Source organism: Ruegeria sp. (assembly GCF_040830605.1).
Taxonomy (GTDB): Bacteria; Pseudomonadota; Alphaproteobacteria; order Rhodobacterales; family Rhodobacteraceae; genus Ruegeria.
The window spans coordinates 478,136-497,562 of the sequence record NZ_JBFOMD010000004.1; the positions used below are offsets into that span (position 1 = coordinate 478,136).

The window sequence follows — 19,427 nt, forward strand, 5'->3', positions numbered from 1 at the left end:
CGAGGCACAGGCTTGACTTCTGGCTGCGTATGTCCTCTATTTCTGTCATGACAGAAACTACCGACATGACAAGCTCATCCTCCAAATCCAAGTTCATTCTGTATTGGGGTGATATGGGCAGCCAGTGGGGCGTCAATCGCTCTGTGGCCCAGATCCACGCGTTGTTGTACCTCAGTGAAACACCGCTCAACGCAGAGCAGATATCTGAAGCACTGGGCATTGCTCGGTCAAACGTGTCGAACTCGCTGAAGGAACTCGTTGGTTGGCGTTTGGTCCACCGCGTTCCGGTCCCCGGCGACCGCAGGGAGCACTTCGCAGCGGAAACCGATGTTTGGGAAATGGCCTTGTTGATCGCAAAGGGCCGAAAAGAGCGTGAGATTGACCCGGCCATTCGCGCCATTGACGTTTGCATCGTGCAGGCTGCCTCAGAGCCTGATTTGAGTCCGGTCGTTTTCAGCCGAATGCAAGAGATGCAGGATTTCCTGAAAACTGCCGACCGTTGGTCGGAACAGATGTTGAACGTACCAAAGTCAAAACTCTCCTTGCTGATGAAAATGGGAGACAAGGTTTTGTCGCTGCTCAAAATCAACAGCAAATAAGACGATAAAAAATTTGAAACCTAATTTCCCTACGTACAGAAAAATCTGATGCAACAGCAGGTCATGGAATGAAGCAAGCAAGCGTTTCACCACACCACCAAATCCTCAGGGACACTCGGTTTCGGGAGCTTGTTGGAAAGGATGCCTGGCGCGCCCTGCCCGAAAAGGTTCGAAAGCGGTTTGGCTACCGCCTACGTGAAGGAGCAAGTGTCGTGTATCAAGGCAAAGTGATCGGCATGCGCATTAGCCTGACGGGTCGCCTTGTGGCCCAAATTGCACGGCTGGTCGGGGGGCCATTACCTTATGATGCATCTTGCCTGAATCAACCCGCCGTGGTGACAGTAACCGAGGATTGCGGAGGGTCTGGGCAATTCTGGGTGCGCCAATTTGGTCGGGCTGCGGGCTTTCCTCAGGTCATATACAGTTCAAAGCGTTTCGCTGGCCCTACTGGCATCGAAGAATATATCGGCGCGGGGATCGGAATGGCTTTGCGCGTCAGCGTTGATCGCAAAGGCATTTATTTTGAAAGTGACCACTTTTTTCTGCAGGCCGGGCGCAGGAAATTCAGATTCCCACGGTGGTTGCAACCGGGGGCGCTGACCATCGCGCACAAGGATCTCGGGCAATCGCGCTTTCTCTTTTCACTTAAACTACGAAGCCGCTGGCTTGGTGATTTGCTTCAACAGGATGCGGTCTTTCACGACATGCAGGAGAGACGTTATGGATAACCCTATTCTTTGGACGCTGATTTCAGTTCAGGTTTTCATGGGTGCATTCGACACGCTCGTTCATCACGAGGGAACCGAACGCCTCGCGTGGCGCGCTTCGCAAAAAAAGGAGCTGCGCCTACACGGTGTTCGTAATCTGTTTTATGCCGTAATCTTTCTGTGCTTTGGCTGGTCTGAACCGCGCGGGGTTTTCACCGCTGTCCTGACTGCGATCCTCTTTCTCGAAGTCGCCATCACGCTGTGGGACTTTGTTGAAGAAGATCTGACGCGCAGGCTGCCCGGTAGCGAACGCATCAATCACACGCTTCTGGCGCTGAATTACGGTGCCATTCTCGCGCAGGCGGCTCCTTATCTTTGGTCCTGGGCATTCATGTCCACTGCACTTGTCCCGGTCAGCTATGGCTGGTGGAGCGTCATGGCGACCGTGTCGGCGGTTGGTGTTGGTATGTTCGGTGTGCGCGACCTTCTGGCCGCTGCGCGCACTGACCGTTTGGGCCGCGGCGATGCAGCGAAGCTGGTTGCAGATCTACGGCCCAGGCAACATGTGCTAGTCACCGGTGGGACGGGGTTCATCGGGCGGCGGCTGGTGCAGTCGCTGGTCGCGGGTGGGCACTATGTGACTGTGCTTGCTCGGAACACAAAGAGAATTGACACTCTAACCCACCCTGTACGGGTGATTGCCAGCCTCGACCAAATCGATGAAATAGAGCGGCTTGATGCGATCATAAACCTCGCCGGCGAGCCCGTTGCGAATTGGTTCTGGACCGCGAGGAAGCGTGCGCGCATCATTGAGTCCCGGGTCGAAACAACCGAAGCGCTACACGCGCTGATCCGACGGCTTCAGAACAAACCCGAATGCCTGATCAACGGTTCGGCTATCGGGTGGTACGGGTTGCGGGGCAATGAAACCTTGACCGAAACGTCTGAGGCGGAACCGGCATTCGTGCACGATGTGTGCCAGGCGTGGGAACGTGCCGCCATAAAGGTCGCGCAGAGCGGGGTGCGTGTTGTCATTTTACGCATTGGATTGGTTCTGGGCGTCGATGGCGGAATGCTGTCCAGACTACTGACACCTTTCGAATTCTGCGGCGGCGGGATCCTTGGAACCGGTCGGCAATGGATGTCGTGGATTGAGCTTGATGATATGATCCGTGTGATCGCCTTTGCTCTTGCCCGTCAGGATGTCAATGGCGTCGTCAACGCAACCGCCCCAGAGCCCGTTCGGAATATTGAGTTCACACAATCGCTTTCCCAAGCCCTGCAACGACCGGCTCGGCTAAGATTCCCTGGGTGGCTTATTGCAGGTGGTCTCGGAGAAATGGGGCGCGAGACAATGCTAAGCGGACAGCGTGTTTTGCCAATGCGATTGCAGAAACTCGGTTTCGCTTTTGTTTATCCCAGACTGACTTCGGCATTGTGCGCCATGACCGGCCGAAAACACGTTGAGTTTGAAAGATCGAACCAAAAAACATCTAGTGAAGGCCGAACAGTGGCCGACTAGCAAGCGGCCCAATCCGACCATTGGACAGTGTTACAGTTCACTCGCAGGCCGCACCAAAGGCTGCGTCGTCAAGAACGCCGAGATATTCGCGCACCGCCCGTGGTGAATCTTTGGAGTAGACCTTTTGAGCGGCGCTTTCCTCTGGCTTGCTGGAGTTCTGTATCTGAGCGTCCGCGACGATCAAACTGGCAGCTACTGCGAAGCCATGGCCACAGACCAGCCCTTCCTCCATGCACCGCGCAACAGATGTCTCGAACACGTGACAGAAGTAGCCGTTCGCGACCTAGCAACAAGGATTCCGCAAATTGGAACCTGCCAGTTTAATTGAATACGCGAAACGTTCAAAAGTTTTTCAGCCAAAAACCGCTCTAGGTCCTTGCATTTTCAAACGCCGCCCAGGCTTCTTTGAACGTATCAAAATCGAAGCCCTCGGCTCGGGCCGGTTCGAGCACCAGCTTTTCGGTCGCCAGCAGTTTGTGGATTGCGTCGGCCAGTTTGGGGATGTCGTCCTGCGGGATCACTACGGCGCCGTGGCGGTCGGCGTGAATCAGGTCGCCGTCTGCGATCTCCATTCCGAACACGGTAACGGGTGTTCCGATTTCGCGTACATGGACAAAGGCGTGGCTGGGGCCAATGGATCCGGCGATGACGGGAAAGCCCTCGGGCAAATCCCCGAGGTCACGCATGACGCCGTTTGTTAGCGCTCCGGACAGGCCAAAGCCCTTGTGGACGGTGGTGTTGATCTCGCCCCAAAAAGCGCCCACGGCGCCCTCACCATCCAGATCCTCGATAACGGCCAGACCCGGGCGCGGCCCTTCAGCCATGTGGCGGTAATAGTCCATGCGGCGCGCCTTGATGATCTCGGCGGCTTCCGAGGGCGGTTCCAGCGCGGCAATCTTGGCGGTCCGGGCATATCCGACAATGGCGCCTGCGTCAGGATCGCTGCACAGCATGGTGCCGCGTGTAAACCGGTCAAAGCCTCGTCCACCCTGTGCCACTTCGATTGCGTTGCAGACGGTGGGCGTGTCGACAGATTTCAGAAGGGTCAACAAGTCGTCATTCATCGTCAACATCCTTTAGCCAGCGGTGCAGAGCCTGTGTGGTCTCTTGAGGTTTTTCCAATGTCGGGAGGTGCCCTGCGCCCTCGATAATCACAAACTCGGAACGCGGGAGAAGGCTGTGCATCAACTCGTGACGCGAGATCGGACAGAGCTTGTCTTCGCGACCGCACAGCACCAGCGCGGGTTGGGTGAAATGTCGCAGGGTTTCGGTTTGGTCCGGGCGATCCCGCAGCGCGATGGATTGCTCGCAAAACACCTCCGGCCCCAAATCCAACGCCATCTCCATGCACAGGTCGAGAATTTCGCCCCGGTTTTCGCCGTGGCTGAGGTAGTTTGGCTTCATCTCGTCCCGCATCACGCTCTCCAGCCGACCGGCCCGGGCGCTGTCCATCTGTGGGCCGCGACGGGCCTGAACCTCTTCGATCTCGGCCAGCGGGTTGGTGTCCAACAGGGCCAGGCCCGCGACCCGGTCAGGGGCCTGCCGCACGATTTCCATCGCCACGATGCCGCCCATTGAAAGACCCCCCAGCGCAAAGCGATCAGGTGCATCTTTCAGTATCCGGTCCGCAAGCCCGGCCATCGTATCGTTGCCGGACAGGGCAGGCACAGATACCGAGCGCCTTGGCGAAAACGCATCGAACTGCGGTTTGAACAACCGGGCGTCGCACATCATGCCCGGCAACAAGAGCAGGGGCGTCATTCACGCCCCCTGAACCGAGGCCGCACCTTCGGACAGCGCAGCCAGTTTGGCATAGGCAATTGCCGGATCAACGGCGCCGAACCCCGCGAATGTGCCGAACCCGCAATCGCTGCCGGCAATCACCCGATCGGTTCCGACAATGCCGGTGAAGCGTTCTATGCGTTGTGCAACCAGATCGGGGTGCTCGACGAAGTTCGTGGTCGTGTCAACAACGCCGGGCACCAGGATCTTGTCCTCGGGGATGTCCGCCTTGCGGTCGCGGAACACGGTCCATTCGTGGCCGTGGCGCGGGTTTGAGGTCTCGAACAGGACATAGCGCGACTTGGTGGCCATCAGCGTGTCGAACATCTTGGACATGGGGATATCGCACAGATGCGGGCCTTCGTAGTTACCCCAGCAGATGTGGACCCTGACGCGATCCTGCGGCACATCCGATAATGCGTGGTTCAGAGCGTCCACATGCATCTGCGCCACCTTTACGAACTCGTCATCCGAGAGGTCGGTGAACAGCATGTGGCGCGATAGCGCGAGGTCTGGGCAATCCAGTTGCAGGTCCAGACCGGCGGCAATAATCGTCTCGTATTCCTCCTTCATCGCATCGGCCAGCGCCGCAAGATACGCCTCACGCGATTGGTAGAAATCGTTTTGCAGGAACAGGGAGATCACGCCGGGGCTGGCCGCATTCATGAACCCGCGCGAAACCCCGTGTTCGGCCATCGCGGCCTTCAGGTTGGCGATGTCCTTTTTCAACTCATCCTGCCCTTTCGAGCGCACCTCGCCTGTGCACATGGGGCGCGCATATTGCGGAGTGCCGCCCTCATCGGCCAGCCGTTGCAGAAAGCTGGGGAACATTTTCAGATCGGCTGGTGCGTTCCGGGGGCTATCGCCGGAAAACCCGGTATAGCGGTCCTTGACATAGGTCGCGTAGCTGATCTTGGAGGTCTCGCCGTCGGACACGATGTCAATCCCGGCATCCTTTTGCTGTTTCACGGTTTCCGAGACCGCTGCCGTCATGCAGGCGTCAAACGCAGCCGCGTCATAAGGTTCTTCCCGCTCGCGGGCAAAGATGAAATCCACCACCTCTTGCGTGCGTGGCAAGCTGCCCACATGGGTTGTCAGAACTTGGGCCATCCTGGTCTCCTCCGTCATCCTCTTGTTGGGGGCTGTGACCCCGGTCGTTCGTTGGCGGCCGACATCCGGGCCGACCGCCAGCCTGTAATCAGTCTCCGGTCCAGGTCGCACCCGCGGGATCGTCGGTTGCGGTGATACGGTAGAGCCCCGCCTGACCGGTCATCGAAGGCGCGGCGCTGTAGCTTTCGCCCGGCAGAACCAGCGCGGTGTCGCCGTTCGATAGGGTGCTCTCATGCCCGTTGATCACAATGCGCCAGTGACCGCTTGCCGGCATCAGCACCACCGGTTTTTCGGCAGCGACCGGATCGGAAACACTGGACCCACGCGACAGGAAATCCACCTCGAAGCCTGGCTTGTCCGTGATCAGACCGTTTTCACCGATCACCACGACCGGTTTGTTGGACGCGAGCGCCATCAGGTCCCAATAGCGGGCGACATATTTACCGATCACACTCTCGACCGGCACCTCAGGGTAGGCCTTGAGCTGCTCTTCGGTCAGCAGGGGCATTGGGCGCACGTTATGCGGCAGTTCCTGACCCTTTTTCGAGTCATAGAGCACGCCATTGTCACCCAGCATCAGCCCGTGAGACTGTGCGTCTTCGATGACCTGAGGTGCCCACGTAACGCCGCCGCCCGCATCATCGCCGCCCAGGATCGACATGATCATGCCGTAGTCCTGTCCCACATTCTCGAATCCACGGAAGATGCCGGTGGGGATATTGAAAATGTCCCCTTCCTCGGCGATGAACTCTCCCGCCGTTCCGTAGCGGCCCCAGAAAAAGCGCCAGCGCCCTTTGGCAACAAAGAAGACCTCGGCCGTGGTGTGGCTGTGCAGCGAGTTGCGGCATTTCGGTGGCTGACCGGCCGCGCCGATGTTGAAGCCGATCTTGTCGGTGATGTGGACGTGCTGGTCGGGGCTTTCCGATACACCGCCGCCGACAATGGTAAAGTTCTCTTTCTGGTCCGATCCCGGGGTGTGGGCGTCGATGAAGGCGGTTTTGCAGGGCTGTAGCTCGCCATAACGGACGATGCGTTCTTGGATGGTGCTCATGATGGTGTCTCCTTGGAATTGGGGGGTGATGGGATCAAACCCCGTCCCCGGGAGGGCGGTTGTTCAGCCGCCTTGCGCGCAGCGAGGCGCGATGCGCGTGAAACCGCCGCGCAGCCTTACTGGCATCCAGATATGAGATCCGGCGGGTCACTCAGACGTCCCCGGTTTGCAGAAGGATCTGTTTCCAGATGGCGACCTCGTCATAGAGGCTGAATTCGCGGCGCAGTCCCCACGGGCCGAATTCGGCGTGAGACATGCCCATGACATGCACCTGCGCGCCGGTCGGACGCCCGAAGGCGCCCCAGCCGGTATGGGGCCCGTCCAGTGACCACCGGATTGCGGCGCGCGGAGGCATCATGTCCCCGTCCATTCCGATCTGGTGGTGTATTCTGAACTTGGCATTCGGAAAGGATGACCGCAGACCGATCCAGAACCGGCTGACTGCCTCGCGCCCGATGGCCTGTTGCGCACCGGTATATTCTCCGATCACCGCCCGGTCATAATCTGCAAGGATATGGTTGAAATCCTTGTTCATGATCCGGGTTAGCGTGTCGGCATAGCGCACACCCCATTCATTGTCATTCCCGGACCCGTGATACCCGCCATCCACATCGATATCGGGCGTGAAAGGGCGCCCCGCCTGATCCGGCCCGCCTTCGGCCGCAATCAGGTCGCGGGTGTAGTCCTCGGGCTCCAACCCCAGTTGGCGCACAAGGCCGCCATAGTCGCGGACCAGCCATTCGTCATAGATCGTCTCGCCCTTGGCGGCGCAATCGGCGATCACGCGGACGGTCCATTTCCTGCCGCTGGCTTTGCCGAACTGGCCATCCTGCAGATGGGTTGCCGTGGTCAGCAAACGGTGTGAGGACAGGTGACCGTGGTCCTCGGAATGGGACCAGATCACATCCTCACCATAAAGCTGGCGGTCCGGAAATTCGTGGCAGGTGGCCATGGTCGACGCGATGACATCCTGATTGCCGCGGCTGATGCCCATGGGCGTGCGCACAGGAATGTCGGGCGCGTAGTAGCGATTGAGCGTCTCGGTCCCGCGATCCTCCCAGATCTCCTTGGTGATCCCGAGGATGTAGTCGGGAAAGTCTTTCCATTTCTCTGCGTAGGTCATGGGGAGAAGCCTTTTGGTTTTCGGGCCGAACCGCGAATTTTCAGCGGTCCGGGTATCTGTATGCGCTCGGACGCCGCGCCTTTTTCGATGCGGGACAAGAGAACGTCGACCGTGGCGGTGACCATCTTGTTGATCGGTTGCCGAATGGTCGTCAGGTCATAGGCTGGCCAGGCCGACATGGGGACGTCGTCATAACCGACGATACTGACGTCATCGGGGACAGACAGGCCCAGTTCGAACCGCAGCGTATCCATGACGGCAAAGGCCATGTGGTCGTTACCCACAAAGATCGCGTCTGGCCGATCCGAGGTGCTGCAAAGCCTGCGCGCGATGGTCGCGGCGATATCCTGATTGTATTGGCCGTCCTCGATTGCAGCGGGCTCAAGCCCGTGGTCTTTCAACCCTTCGACAAAACCGCGCATGCGGTCCACACCGGTCGAGGATTCCAGCCAGCCGGATATATGTGCGATCTTGCAGTGCCCGCCACCGGCGAGAAAATGCGCGACGGTGCGGCCGCCCTGAATGTTGTCAGACGTCACCTGCGCCAGGCTACCCGTTTCCTGACCCCGGTTGAACATCACCACCGGGATACCCGCATCGTTGCAGCGTTCCGCGATATCGTTGGACATGGCGACCGAGGCGGTGATGATCCCCTCGACCTGATATGACAGCAACTCTTCGACGATTTGCCCCACGCTGTCGTCGTTCTTCGCCATAAACAGCAGGATGTGATACCCGCGTTCCTTCAGCGCGCCGTCCAGATATTCCAGAGCCATCGGGTAGAATTGGTTTTCCAGATAGGCCACGACCACGCCGATCACCCGGCTTTTGCCGGTGATCATGGCGCGCGCAAGGGTGTTTGGACGATACCCCAACTCTTTGGCGGCCTTCATCACCTTGTTGCGGGTCGCCGCCGAAGCCGATGCGCCGGGCGTAAAGACGCGGCTGACCGCCGACTGGCTGACGCCCGCACGGCGGGCCACGTCGAAGGATGTGACCTTGTCCGCCATCAGTCCGCCGTCCACCCGCCGTCAATCAGCAGAGATGTCCCGGTGACAAGGCTTGCGCTGTCGGACGCAAGGTACACCGCCGCGCCGGTAATATCGCTCAGCTCTCCCACGCGGCCGAGTTTGATCTTGTCCTCGATCCAAGCGCGGCGTTCGGGGATGGCCAAGGTTTGCTCGGCCAGAGGTGTGCGTATGAATGTCGGGGCAATCGTGTTGACCCGGATACTATGCGGCCCCCACTCGATCGCCATCGCCTTGGTAAAGCCTTCGACCGCGTGCTTGGTGCCGCAGTAAACGGCGCGGTCGATGCCGCCCACCTGACCCATCTGGCTGGTAATGTTGATCAGGCTGCCCGGTTTGCCCGCTGCGATCAGTCCACGCGCCACAGCGCGGGTCAGGAAATAGGCACCCTTGAAGTTCAGGTCGTTCACCGCGTCGAAATCGGCCTCGGAGGTTTCGAGCGCCGGGGAATGCCGGGCGAGGCCAGCGGAGTTGATCAGGATGTCGAACGGACCGTGTGCATCCACCGCAGCCTCGGTCGCGGCGACATCTGCAACATCCAGCGCCAGACTTTTGGCGGACCAGCCTTTGTCGGTGAACGCGCCTGCGATTTCCGCCAGCTTGCCGGTCGAGCGCGCTGCCAGCGTCACTTCGGCCCCGTGACTGGCCAGAGCAGTTGCGCAGGCAAGGCCGATCCCCGAGGACGCGCCGGCGACCAGGGCGCGTTTGCCATCGAGGCGGAAGGACGGGGCGGGGGGCAGGTTCATCAGATATCTCCGACTGGAAAAGGCACGCGACCCGGAACCCGCGCCTTATTGAACTCGCGCAATCGCCGGAAGACGTCCACCCCCAATTGCCTGTAGGCGTCCAGCAGGTCGACCATGACCCAGTTTTCCCGGATGCGGCCATCCGCAATCCGCCAGAAATCCAGGCTGCGCATGGTGATTTTTGCACCCGTCGGCGCGATGCCCATCCATCCGTCATGCGTCACCGTTTGAACCATGTCGGGCCAGCCGGTGACGGCCACGTAGGGGCCATCGCCGAAGAAATGATAGGTGATTTCATCCAGATACTGCCCCCGGTCGGGCATACCGGACAAGAACGGGATCTGGTGCCAGTTCCGGAACCCGCGAATGCCCCGGCAGGTGCCGATCCCGGCGGGTCCGTACCAGTTCATGCTTTCATGCCAGAACCGCTCCATCTCCATGACCTCGGGCCCACCCTCGGACGGGTGCCGTTTCATGTGGTTCAGCATGTCGACAACCAGATCACGGCTGGCGTCGCTTTGCGTATCGTCGCGTGCAGGACGTGAGAGCCCATCGCCCGAGGCCGGGCCCGGAATAAAGACCTCGGCCCCAAGAGACGGTGCCATGGGCCAGGCACCAACCTGCATCATGACCTCGGGCAGATCCCAGATCATCTGCATCTCGTCAATCTTGCCATCCAGAAACCGGTAATACTCGTGAAACCGCATATGCGCGAGGTGGCCTGACGGAGGGATATCCAGGAACGATCCGGCAAAAGTGCCCACATAGTGCCCGCCGCACCCGACCCAGTCGCCGCCATGCTCGTCTTTGCCCGCCATGACCAGCCAGTCGCGACGCTCGGCATCGGGCCAGGCTTCGCGCAGCGGTGCCAGCACGTTTTGAAAAAACGCCTCGGAACCCGTCTGATCCCCGAAAGGGTGACAGCAATGGAATACCGCATCGGGGATGAAAAGCGCGTCGAGCGCCTGCCGAACCGCCGCCGTGTCCCAGTCGTACAGCGCGGCGCGCAGCGGGGTCAGCAGATCGCGGTTGGCGTCGTGAATTGAGGTCATGCGGCGCTACTCGGCCGCTTGAACGGGTGGAACAGGCTCACCATAAGGGACATTGCGGCCACCATAGCGGCGCACGCGGATGTTGCATTGTTCGGCATGTCCCACAAAACCTTCGAGCATGCACAGGCGTGATCCGTATTCGCCGATCAGGGCGGCGGCCTCGTCCGTAGTAACTTTCTGATAACTGTGTGTTTTCAGGAACTTGCCAACCCAAAGGCCACCGGTATAGCGACCGGCCTTTTTCGTCGGCAACGTATGGTTGGTGCCGATGACCTTGTCGCCGTTCGCGACATTGGTGCGGGGTCCGAGGAACAGCGCGCCATAAGAGTGCATGTTCTCCAGATACCAGTCATCCCGATCCGTCATGATCTGCACGTGCTCATACGCCATGTCGTTGGCCACGGTGAGAATTTCGTCGTGACTGTCGCACAGGATCACGTCGCCATAATCCTTCCACGAAGCGGATGCGGTTTCGAATGTGGGCAGGATTTTCAGCAGCCGGTCAATCTCGGACAGGGTGTCTTCGGCGAGGCTGCGGGAATTCGTGATCAGGCACGCGGGCGAGTTATACCCGTGCTCGGCCTGCCCCAGCAGATCGGTGGCGCACATTTCGGCATCGACAGTGTCATCTGCGATCACCATGGTCTCGGTCGGGCCAGCAAAGAGGTCGATGCCTACGCGGCCGAACAGCTGCCGCTTGGCTTCGGCCACGAAGGCATTGCCGGGGCCGACGATCATGTGGACCGGGTCGATGGTCTCGGTCCCGATGGCCATCGAGCCGACCGCTTGAATGCCGCCCAGAACGTAGACCTCATGCGCGCCGCCCAGATGCATCGCCGCAACGATCGCGGGATGCGGGGCGCCATCCACCGGCGGGGCCGCCGCGATGATCCGTGGTACACCCGCCACCTGCGCGGTCAGCACCGACATGTGCGCGGATGCAACCATCGGGAACTTGCCGCCGGGAACGTAGCAGCCAACCGACTGCACCGGGATGTTCTTGTGGCCCAAGATCACGCCGGGCATGGTTTCCACCTCAACATCGGTCATCGAGGCACGCTGTGCCTCGGCGAAGCGGCGGATTTGCGTCTGGGCGAACCGGATGTCCTCCATATCACGGGCCGAGACCTTTTGCATGGCCGCCTCGATCTCGGACGCGCTGAGACGGAAGGAGGCCGGGCTGTAGCCATCGAACTTCTCGCTGAGTTCGCGAACGGCCGTATCGCCGCGCTTTTCGATGTCCGACAGGGTTGTCTCGACGACCTTGCGCACCTTTGCATCGTCTTCCGCACGTGCCTCGGCGGGTTTACCGGTTTTCAGATATTGGATGGACATGAGTGTCTCCTAACTTGCGGGATGCGCGCCGTGATCGGTGGGCTGGGCGGTTTCCCAGCCTCGGCCAAGAAAGACGTCGCCGCCCAACTGTTTCACAACGCTTGCAAAATCGACGCGCACGATGTTTTCGGCGATCTTCGAGCCTTCGATGCGCCAGAAATCGATATACGGGATGCGGATTGGCTGACCGGTGGCGGCGATGCCCATGAAGTCTGCGTCCAAAGTCGCGTGGCACGCCCCGAAGCAGGCCGCCCAGTCGCCGTCCTGCATATAGTGTTCGGTCAGAAAATCCCGGTTACCGAAGAACTCGCGAAACGGGAGGTACCAGCCCTGTTCGAACTCTTGCAGGCCGTGTTTGAGCCCGCACCCATAGTTGGCATCCCACACAAAATCTTCGTGGAAATAGTCGGACACATCGACGTCAGACCGCTGAAGTGCGCCTTCCATCGCCTGCACGACATCAAGCGGTTTCACGGCCGCTCCCTGACCGGATTGTCCGCGCCACAATCGTGTGACCGGCGGGTCAAGCCGGTCCCAGCCTCGGGCCTCGAACACATCCCAACCCAGCTGGGCCGCAACGCTGGCCAGATCGACGTCGACCTTGTTGTAAGCGATGCGCCCGTCGCGAATTTTCCAGAAATCGACGTAAGGGATGCGCACGGGCCGCCCCGTCGCGGGTATGCCCATGAAACTGCCTGAATGGGTTGCATGGCAGGTGCCGATACAGGCTGCCCAATCGGCATCTTCCAGCCAGAGCGAGGTTTCGTACCGCCGGGCCCCAAATGCCGATCTGAATGGTGCCTGCCAGCCGTCCCGGAACTGTTCCAGCCCGGTCTTTCGGCCGCATCCGGCGTTGCCATCCCAGACGAAATCCGTGTGAAACCAGGGCGTCAGGTCGGTCTCGGACCGGCCAAGCGCCTGCTCCATATCCTGCACAAGGTCGAGAACGGCACCCATCACGCAACCGCTTCGGGTTTGGGCGGCGCGGCTTCACCGCGATCGAAGGCTTCCCAACCCTGGCCTTTGAAGATATCGTGCCCGATCTGCGCCAAAACGTGCGGGAAATCCACCATCACCCAGTTGTCGACAATCTTGCCGTCCACGACTTTCCAGAAATCCATGTAACGGATATCGACACGTTTGCCGGTCGGCGCGATGCCCATGAACGTGCCCGAATGCGTTGCCTCCTGCCGTCCAAAGGCCGCCGCCCACTCGCCCATGTAGAGACGTGCTTCGTCGATGCAGACCTTGTCCGAGAATGCCGCCTGAAAGGGACGCTGCCAGTTGTCCTGAAACTCTTTCAGCCCGTTTTTCGTGCCGCAACCGAAATTTCCCATCCATCGAAAGCCGTCGGCAAAAAAATCGCCGATGTCGTCGATGCGGTGGTCGTTCAGGCCATCCACCATGGTTTCGATCACTTTGCGGGTTTCATCGGTTTTGCCGAGATCGGTATCGCGGCTCAGCACGGCTTGTTCCGGTCGAGACCCTTTCATGCCGTTTCCTCCGTACATTCTCAGACCATCGTTCGCATAAGCGACCGGGGTGCCTTTCGCTTCAGGCAAGCCGAGTGCTCATCTCGACCCATTCGCCAAAGCTGGCTACTCCAGCCGTTCGCCGGTATCGGCGTCGAAGATGTGGCATGCCTCGGGCGGGATGTTCACGGCGGTATTGTCGCCGATCTCGGCGCGGTATTCCTTGCCCGCCCGAATTGAGGCGATGGTGCCGCCCAGCTTCAATGTCGCGATCGTGGCATCGCCCAGCAGTTCAAGCGAGTAGAGCGGCGCCGAGGATGTCCCGTTGGGGTCAAGTGCTGCGTCTTCGGCCCGGAAGCCGAGCGTCACCTTGCCTTCATGCCTGGTGGAAAGACCGCTGATCGAGACGTTGTCACCGATAAACGTGCCGCCCGAGATATTGCCGTCCAGAAGGTTCATGGCGGGGCTGCCGATAAAGCTGGCGACAAAGGTGTTTGCGGGCCGGTCGTAGATGTCCGTCGGGGTGCCGACCTGCTGCACCACGCCCTTGCTCATCACCACAACGCGGTCTGCAAGAGTCATGGCTTCGATCTGGTCATGGGTCACGTAGATTGTCGTGACCTGCAATTCATGGCTCAGGTTCTTGATCTGGTGGCGTGTGGATACGCGCAGTTTGGCGTCGAGATTCGACAGAGGCTCATCCATCAGAAAGACGTTGGGCTCGCGAACGATTGCCCGGGCCAGCGCAACCCGCTGCCGCTGACCCCCTGAAAGCTCTGCCGGGCGGCGATGCATGAAATCGGTCAGCTCGACCATCTCTGCCGCTCGCTTGACCCGCTCGTCATGAGTGGATGGGTCTGTTTTGCGGACCTTCAGCGGGAACCGGATATTCTCGTAGACGTTCAGATTGGGGTAGAGCGCGTAGCTTTGAAACACCATCGCCACGTCCCGGTCCTTGGGGTCGAGGTCATTGACGAGCCGGCCATCGATGGTGATTTCGCCTTCGGTCACGTCTTCGAGGCCCGCGATCATACGCATGGTGGTGGTCTTGCCGCAGCCGGACGGTCCGAGCAGGACCAGAAACTCTTTGTCGGCGATTGTCAGATCAAAGTTCTGGACCCCGACAAAGGATCCCCAACGCTTTGAAATGTTCTTCAGCTGAATCTCGGCCATCCCGACTCCACCCTTTGCATGCGTTCCCAATAAAAGTGTCAGCGAATGCAAAATTTGGCAAGAAAAACTTTGAAAGTGTCGGGGAAGCATGACTTACTCCCGCATAGAGCAAGATAGTTTCCTTATATTTTTATAGGCAGTAGCCCATAAAGATAGGAAATTCTTGTCACACGCAGAATTATCAGCATAATGATGACTGCGAATGCATAATATAAGCCAAAAATGGTGATTCTCATGAAAGGGCAGGCGATTGCCTGCGGAACAGGGTCCAACCGGAGGGAACCAATATGTCTCTAATGAAAAGTTTTGCGACCGGTGCGATTGCGGCGCTTATGGCGACCGCAGCCTATGCCGAGTGCGAGATCAGCAGCGGCAACGTCAACGTGCTGGCGAACGACTTTCCGGCGCTGAAGGCGATCACGGGAACGGCCGCCGAATGTGCGGGCGACGGCGTGACGATTGCGGCCAACCACAATAAGGACTTTCGCAACATCACCGTTCAGGCGCTGACGCCAAACCCGGCCGAATACACCTCGGTTATCGTTGCGAACTCCTCCATCGTTCCGTTGCTGAACGAAGGGCTGCTGCGCCCGCTGGACGATCTCGTGGCCAAGCATGGACAGCACTTGCCCAAAAACCAGTTGATCACCATTGACGGCAAGATCATGGCGATCGCCTTCATGGCCAATGCGCAGCACCTGTTCCTCCGCCAGGATATTCTGGACGAAGTCGGAAAGCCGGCGCCGGCGACCTGGGAAGAGGTTGTCGAAACAGGCCAGGCTATTCGCGATGCGGGCCTAATGGAACACCCGTTTGCGTTCCTCAGCATGTCCGACTGGAATCTGGGCGAGGAATTCGTGAACATGTACCTCGGGCATGGCGGCGAGTTCTTCAAACCGGGAACGGCTGAGCCTGCGATAAACAACGAAAAGGGTGTCGCGACCCTGAACATGATGAAGGAGCTGGTGTCGCTCTCCAATCCGGACTTCCTGACCTACAACACCGCGACCGTGGTGCCGATCTGGAAGTCGGGTGATCTGGCGATTGCGCAGCTTTGGGGCTCAAGCGGTGGTGAACTGCTGAGCGGTGAAGGCGCGCAGGAAGGTGTCGCCGAAAACACGGTTCTGATCGGCGCTCCGACTGTTGCGGGAGGGTCCACCCCGTCATCCTCGCTGTGGTGGGATGGTTTTACGATTGCCAAAAACATCTCGGATGAAGACGCGGAAGCGACCTTTATCGCAATGATGCACGGCATGTCGGACAAGATGGTCGAGGCGAACAATGACGCCGCGGTCTGGCTGATGGAGTCCTACAAGCCTGGACCGGCCGCCGCTGGTGTTGCCGCAACCGCCTCAGCCGGGGCCGATCCCTATCCGATGCTGCCCTACATGGGGTTGCTGCATCAGGCGATCTTTGAGGAGCTGCCCGACTTCCTGCAAGGCAACGAAAACGCCGAAAAGACCTTGGCAGACATTGAAGCTGCCTATGTCGCGGCGGCCAAAGAGGCAGGTTACCTTTAAAGGTTCGACTTCGGGGCTGCATGATTGCGGCCCCGGAGCATTCCACCCAGATCCCCAGACTGACGTAGGAATTGGGCTATGAAGCATCGCACGTTCTTTTGGTTTATCCTGCCGTCGCTGGCCGCGATGATCCTGTTCATTGCCCTGCCCATCGTATCGGTGGCCATTCAGTCGCTGTTCGTCGAACACGAGCAGGTCATGGTCGAGGTCGAGAACTGCGGCCCCTTCAAATGCGAGACCGTGTTGCAGGTCGACAACGAGGCGACTGCGGCACTGCAGGAGGAGGCGCCGCTTGGACGCTACAACGGGTTGGGAACCTACACCAACCGCAAGCATCTCGCGTTCGAACAAGTCGGTGTTGCCTGGGACGAAACTGAAACGCTGGGCGCGTTCATGTCCGAGTTGCTGAACTTGCCCTTCTATAAGGCGTTGATTTTCACTCTGACCTACACTGCGGTCGTAACGCCGTTTGTCCTCGTGATCGGGCTTGGCGTGGCGTTGGCAGTGAATACTTTGCCGCGCATGCTAAAAGGCCCGACGATCTTCGCCTCATTGTTGCCGATGATTGTGACACCCTTGGTTGGGGCGCTGATCCTGTTCTGGATGGTGGATGCCGACGGCATAATCGGCGCCACACTACAAAAGATATTCAACGACCCAAACCTGTCGCTCAAGGCCTCGACCCCACTGACATGGATCATGCTGATCGTCTATGGCATCTGGAGTTCAGCCCCATTCAGTTTCATCGTGTTTTACGCCGGGCTTCAAACTGTTCCGAAAGAGACGCTTGAAGCTGCCAAAATCGACGGTGCTTCGCGCTGGCAAGCCATTCGTTATGTGGTGGTGCCCTATATGATGCCGCTGGTCGTGTTCATAACTCTGATGCAGCTAATGGATAACTTCCGGGTACTTGAGCCAATCGTTGCATTCCAGGCTTCCGCCAAGGCGACGTCACTATCGTACATCATCTATAATGACCTGCGTGGCGGCGACATCCCGTCGTTTGGTTCAGCCGGTGCGACGTCGATCATGACGATCATCGGTGTAGCCATACTTCTGACACCCGTGCTGATCCGCACTTGGCGCGACTTCAACCGGAAAAGGGCCTGATCATGTCAACATCTGTAGCAGACAGGCGCTCCAAGGGCCTTATCTGGTTCACCTCAAGCTTCGTTGTCCTGTGGATACTCATCGCCGCCGGCCCTTTCCTGTGGACGGTCTGGGGGTCGTTCAAGGTTCAACCCGATTTCTTTTCGAAAACGGATTGGACCAACGCGATTTATGGCGTGATGACCAAAGCTGAGACCGGCGGCGCCTTTACGGGTGCGGGTTACTACGGCGCTTGGGCCGAACAGGAGTTCTGGCGGAACTCGATAAACACCGCGGTTGTCGTGTTCTTTACGGTCGTGATCTCGCTAACGCTTGGGACCCTTGGTGGTTACGCTCTAGCGAGGTCAGGCTACCGGTATGCATTCTGGCTGTTGATGATTGCACTGGTGTTCCGAGCCATGCCGCATATTACGCTGGTTTCGGGCTATCTGTTGCCGTTCTTCGAATGGAATATCTGGGGTAGGCTGTCGACGACGATCATCGTCCTTGTTGCGATCAACCAGCCGTTTACGCTTTGGATGCTGCATTCCTTCTTTCTGAACATCCCCAAGGATATGGATGAGAGTGCCATGGTTGACGGCTGCACGCGGTTTCAGGCGTTTCGGTATGTGATCATTCCCGTAATGTGGCCGGGCGTTATTACAACGGGTCTGTTCAGCTTCTTGTTGGCCTACAATGACTTCGCCATTGGTGCGGTTCTTCTGAGTTCGGAAAACCAAACGATGGTACCAAAAATCGCCAGCTTCCTTGGTACTGTACGCGAAACCGGGGACGTCATGTTTGCCGTAGCCGCAGCTGTGAGTGCTTTGGTCCCGCTATTCTTCCTGATTTTGTTCTTCCAGCGGCAAATCGTCAGCGGTCTGACGGCCGGTGCGGTCAAAGGATAGTGGCAAAACGGCTTCACAACACGTCGATCTGAGCAGGAGGGAATATGTCACGGAACTATGGGCCGGCGCGGCCTCTTGAGCGCCGGCATATGCCGGCACATTTCGACATCTCATTGCGCGAATACACGAAGAACCGCACTGTTCGTATTCCGGATGATTTCGGCCCTGACCAAAGCCTCCGTGGTTTCGAGAGCGACTACAGGAACATCATCGACTATATCGTTCGGATCACGCATCGCATCTGGGAAACCGACGCGCGCGAGGTTAACTACATCGCAGCCTGCTATGCGCCGACATCGCTGATCTATGACGACTATGGCCTGCAGACGGGCAGCAAGAAGATCATCGCCGACACGCATCATACGACCGGGGCCTTTCCCGACATCATTCTGGATGCAGAAGAGGTGATCTGGGCGGGGGATGATGAGGTTGGATTTCACACGTCGCACCTGACGCGGATTATCGGCACGAACACGGGCGAAAGCCGCTATGGCGCAGCAACCGGCAAAAAGGTCAGCGTCATGGTCATCGCCAATTGTGTGGCCCTTGAGAACGACATCTTCCTCGAACACGTGCTCTACAACACGTCGGCGATGCTGCAGCAGCTCGGGATCGATCTGTGGGACGAGGCTGACCGGCTGGCGGCCGATCCGCCTCCGGGTTGGCCGCGCAGCCAGCAGACATGGGAAGATTTGCGCCGGTCGGCAGCTCCGGCGCGGCCATTGTCATCGGCCGAACCGGTTGATGGGTTTGACCCCGATGCGTTCGCGCGGGCTATGCACGACAACATCTGGAATGGCGATATGAGCATGGTGGATGCCAGCTACGCCGCTGATTTGCCCTTTGAGGGGACAACGGAGCGCAAATTTACCGGCAGCTCTGCCTACAAGGACTATGTCACCAGCCTGCGCAGTGCCTTTCCCGATCTCTCGCTTCAGGTGGATGAAGTGTACTGGATGGGGAACGAGCAAGACGGGTGGCTGATCTCGACCCGGTGGAGTGCGGAAGGAACCCATAAGGGAGACACGGATATGTATCGCGCGGCGACCGGGGCGGCCTGCCAGATCTGGGGCATTACCCAGTGGCGCGTCAGGGATGGCCGGGTCGAGCAGGAGTGGCAGCTATTCAACGAGTTGGACCTGATGATGCAGATTGCTAAGGCGCGTCGGAACGCCGTCTGATCCCATTGCATCCGGCCGGGCGTACCCGG

20 protein-coding genes are annotated in these 19,427 nt (G+C 59.0%); 7 read left to right on the top strand and 13 right to left on the bottom strand.

Annotated features, from left to right (window positions below):
- The first annotated feature begins 47 nt into the window (after positions 1–47).
- The 3 genes from AB3N21_RS09075 to AB3N21_RS09085 all read left to right on the top strand — a co-directional run bounded on the left by AB3N21_RS09075 (position 48) and on the right by AB3N21_RS09085 (position 2,828).
- Positions 48–599: a GbsR/MarR family transcriptional regulator gene (locus AB3N21_RS09075; protein WP_367934925.1), complete on the top strand. Its 552-nt coding sequence runs from the start codon at positions 48–50 to the stop codon at positions 597–599.
- Between the two features lie 68 nt (positions 600–667).
- Positions 668–1,327, top strand: coding sequence for a DUF4166 domain-containing protein (locus AB3N21_RS09080; RefSeq protein ID WP_367934926.1), 660 nt, complete (start codon positions 668–670; stop codon positions 1,325–1,327).
- Positions 1,320–2,828: a TIGR01777 family oxidoreductase gene (locus tag AB3N21_RS09085; RefSeq protein WP_367934927.1), complete on the top strand. Its 1,509-nt coding sequence runs from the start codon at positions 1,320–1,322 to the stop codon at positions 2,826–2,828. The genes AB3N21_RS09080 and AB3N21_RS09085 overlap by 8 nt, the downstream gene beginning before the upstream one ends.
- Before the next feature lie 37 nt (positions 2,829–2,865).
- On the opposite strand, the gene AB3N21_RS09090 is transcribed toward AB3N21_RS09085, so the two are convergent.
- The 13 genes from AB3N21_RS09090 to AB3N21_RS09150 all read right to left on the bottom strand — a co-directional run bounded on the left by AB3N21_RS09090 (position 2,866) and on the right by AB3N21_RS09150 (position 14,700).
- The gene (locus AB3N21_RS09090) at positions 2,866–3,060 is read right to left on the bottom strand and encodes a hypothetical protein (protein WP_367934928.1); all 195 of its coding nucleotides are present in this window, start codon (positions 3,058–3,060) and stop codon (positions 2,866–2,868) included.
- A gap of 136 nt (positions 3,061–3,196) precedes the next feature.
- A complete protein-coding gene (locus AB3N21_RS09095; protein WP_367934929.1) occupies positions 3,197–3,892 on the bottom strand; it encodes an RraA family protein in 696 nt (231 codons plus the stop codon).
- Positions 3,885–4,589, bottom strand: a complete 705-nt coding sequence (locus tag AB3N21_RS09100; protein ID WP_367934930.1) for an alpha/beta fold hydrolase — start codon at positions 4,587–4,589, stop codon at positions 3,885–3,887. The genes AB3N21_RS09095 and AB3N21_RS09100 overlap by 8 nt, the downstream gene beginning before the upstream one ends.
- Positions 4,590–5,720, bottom strand: a complete 1,131-nt coding sequence (locus tag AB3N21_RS09105; protein ID WP_367934931.1) for a cobalamin-independent methionine synthase II family protein — start codon at positions 5,718–5,720, stop codon at positions 4,590–4,592.
- Positions 5,721–5,808: 88 nt separating this feature from the next.
- Entirely contained in the window at positions 5,809–6,771 is a 963-nt protein-coding gene (locus AB3N21_RS09110) for a cupin (RefSeq protein WP_367934932.1), read from the bottom strand.
- Positions 6,772–6,922: 151 nt separating this feature from the next.
- Complete coding sequence (locus tag AB3N21_RS09115) at positions 6,923–7,894, bottom strand: ester cyclase (protein WP_367934933.1); 972 nt, start codon at positions 7,892–7,894, stop codon at positions 6,923–6,925.
- Positions 7,891–8,907, bottom strand: a complete 1,017-nt coding sequence (locus AB3N21_RS09120) for a LacI family DNA-binding transcriptional regulator (RefSeq protein ID WP_367935073.1) — start codon at positions 8,905–8,907, stop codon at positions 7,891–7,893. Before AB3N21_RS09120 ends, AB3N21_RS09115 begins: the two co-directional genes overlap by 4 nt.
- Complete coding sequence (locus tag AB3N21_RS09125; protein ID WP_367934934.1) at positions 8,904–9,668, bottom strand: SDR family NAD(P)-dependent oxidoreductase; 765 nt, start codon at positions 9,666–9,668, stop codon at positions 8,904–8,906. The genes AB3N21_RS09120 and AB3N21_RS09125 overlap by 4 nt, the downstream gene beginning before the upstream one ends.
- Entirely contained in the window at positions 9,668–10,720 is a 1,053-nt protein-coding gene (locus AB3N21_RS09130) for an ester cyclase (protein ID WP_367934935.1), read from the bottom strand. The genes AB3N21_RS09125 and AB3N21_RS09130 overlap by 1 nt, the downstream gene beginning before the upstream one ends.
- 6 nt (positions 10,721–10,726) lie before the next feature.
- Positions 10,727–12,055, bottom strand: coding sequence for a histidinol dehydrogenase (gene hisD, locus AB3N21_RS09135; protein WP_367934936.1), 1,329 nt, complete (start codon positions 12,053–12,055; stop codon positions 10,727–10,729).
- 9 nt (positions 12,056–12,064) lie between these two features.
- Entirely contained in the window at positions 12,065–13,012 is a 948-nt protein-coding gene (locus AB3N21_RS09140) for an ester cyclase (RefSeq protein WP_367934937.1), read from the bottom strand.
- Positions 13,012–13,548, bottom strand: coding sequence for an ester cyclase (locus tag AB3N21_RS09145; RefSeq protein ID WP_367934938.1), 537 nt, complete (start codon positions 13,546–13,548; stop codon positions 13,012–13,014). The genes AB3N21_RS09140 and AB3N21_RS09145 overlap by 1 nt, the downstream gene beginning before the upstream one ends.
- A 105-nt stretch (positions 13,549–13,653) precedes the next feature.
- The gene (locus AB3N21_RS09150; protein ID WP_367934939.1) at positions 13,654–14,700 is read right to left on the bottom strand and encodes an ABC transporter ATP-binding protein; all 1,047 of its coding nucleotides are present in this window, start codon (positions 14,698–14,700) and stop codon (positions 13,654–13,656) included.
- 287 nt (positions 14,701–14,987) lie between these two features.
- Between AB3N21_RS09150 and AB3N21_RS09155 the strand changes: the two genes are divergently transcribed.
- From AB3N21_RS09155 to AB3N21_RS09170, 4 genes are all read left to right on the top strand, one after another.
- Complete coding sequence (locus AB3N21_RS09155) at positions 14,988–16,220, top strand: ABC transporter substrate-binding protein (RefSeq protein WP_367934940.1); 1,233 nt, start codon at positions 14,988–14,990, stop codon at positions 16,218–16,220.
- Between the two features lie 78 nt (positions 16,221–16,298).
- Entirely contained in the window at positions 16,299–17,330 is a 1,032-nt protein-coding gene (locus AB3N21_RS09160; protein WP_367934941.1) for a carbohydrate ABC transporter permease, read from the top strand.
- A gap of 2 nt (positions 17,331–17,332) precedes the next feature.
- Positions 17,333–18,217, top strand: coding sequence for a carbohydrate ABC transporter permease (locus AB3N21_RS09165; protein ID WP_367934942.1), 885 nt, complete (start codon positions 17,333–17,335; stop codon positions 18,215–18,217).
- A 44-nt stretch (positions 18,218–18,261) separates the two neighbouring features.
- Entirely contained in the window at positions 18,262–19,398 is a 1,137-nt protein-coding gene (locus AB3N21_RS09170) for an ester cyclase (protein WP_367934943.1), read from the top strand.
- Positions 19,399–19,427 lie beyond the last annotated feature (29 nt).

Coding starts and splice junctions, on each gene's coding strand:
- AB3N21_RS09115 (WP_367934933.1), bottom strand. CDS start 7,894: ATGACCTACGCAGAGAAATGGAAAGACTTTCCCGACTACATCCTCGGG.
- AB3N21_RS09170 (WP_367934943.1), top strand. CDS start 18,262: ATGTCACGGAACTATGGGCCGGCGCGGCCTCTTGAGCGCCGGCATATG.
- AB3N21_RS09155 (WP_367934940.1), top strand. CDS start 14,988: ATGTCTCTAATGAAAAGTTTTGCGACCGGTGCGATTGCGGCGCTTATG.
- AB3N21_RS09090 (WP_367934928.1), bottom strand. CDS start 3,060: ATGGAGGAAGGGCTGGTCTGTGGCCATGGCTTCGCAGTAGCTGCCAGT.
- AB3N21_RS09095 (WP_367934929.1), bottom strand. CDS start 3,892: ATGAATGACGACTTGTTGACCCTTCTGAAATCTGTCGACACGCCCACC.
- AB3N21_RS09165 (WP_367934942.1), top strand. CDS start 17,333: ATGTCAACATCTGTAGCAGACAGGCGCTCCAAGGGCCTTATCTGGTTC.
- AB3N21_RS09110 (WP_367934932.1), bottom strand. CDS start 6,771: ATGAGCACCATCCAAGAACGCATCGTCCGTTATGGCGAGCTACAGCCC.
- AB3N21_RS09080 (WP_367934926.1), top strand. CDS start 668: ATGAAGCAAGCAAGCGTTTCACCACACCACCAAATCCTCAGGGACACT.
- AB3N21_RS09105 (WP_367934931.1), bottom strand. CDS start 5,720: ATGGCCCAAGTTCTGACAACCCATGTGGGCAGCTTGCCACGCACGCAA.
- AB3N21_RS09160 (WP_367934941.1), top strand. CDS start 16,299: ATGAAGCATCGCACGTTCTTTTGGTTTATCCTGCCGTCGCTGGCCGCG.
- AB3N21_RS09150 (WP_367934939.1), bottom strand. CDS start 14,700: ATGGCCGAGATTCAGCTGAAGAACATTTCAAAGCGTTGGGGATCCTTT.
- hisD (WP_367934936.1), bottom strand. CDS start 12,055: ATGTCCATCCAATATCTGAAAACCGGTAAACCCGCCGAGGCACGTGCG.
- AB3N21_RS09130 (WP_367934935.1), bottom strand. CDS start 10,720: ATGACCTCAATTCACGACGCCAACCGCGATCTGCTGACCCCGCTGCGC.
- AB3N21_RS09085 (WP_367934927.1), top strand. CDS start 1,320: ATGGATAACCCTATTCTTTGGACGCTGATTTCAGTTCAGGTTTTCATG.
- AB3N21_RS09140 (WP_367934937.1), bottom strand. CDS start 13,012: ATGGGTGCCGTTCTCGACCTTGTGCAGGATATGGAGCAGGCGCTTGGC.
- AB3N21_RS09145 (WP_367934938.1), bottom strand. CDS start 13,548: ATGAAAGGGTCTCGACCGGAACAAGCCGTGCTGAGCCGCGATACCGAT.
- AB3N21_RS09125 (WP_367934934.1), bottom strand. CDS start 9,668: ATGAACCTGCCCCCCGCCCCGTCCTTCCGCCTCGATGGCAAACGCGCC.
- AB3N21_RS09100 (WP_367934930.1), bottom strand. CDS start 4,589: ATGACGCCCCTGCTCTTGTTGCCGGGCATGATGTGCGACGCCCGGTTG.
- AB3N21_RS09075 (WP_367934925.1), top strand. CDS start 48: ATGACAGAAACTACCGACATGACAAGCTCATCCTCCAAATCCAAGTTC.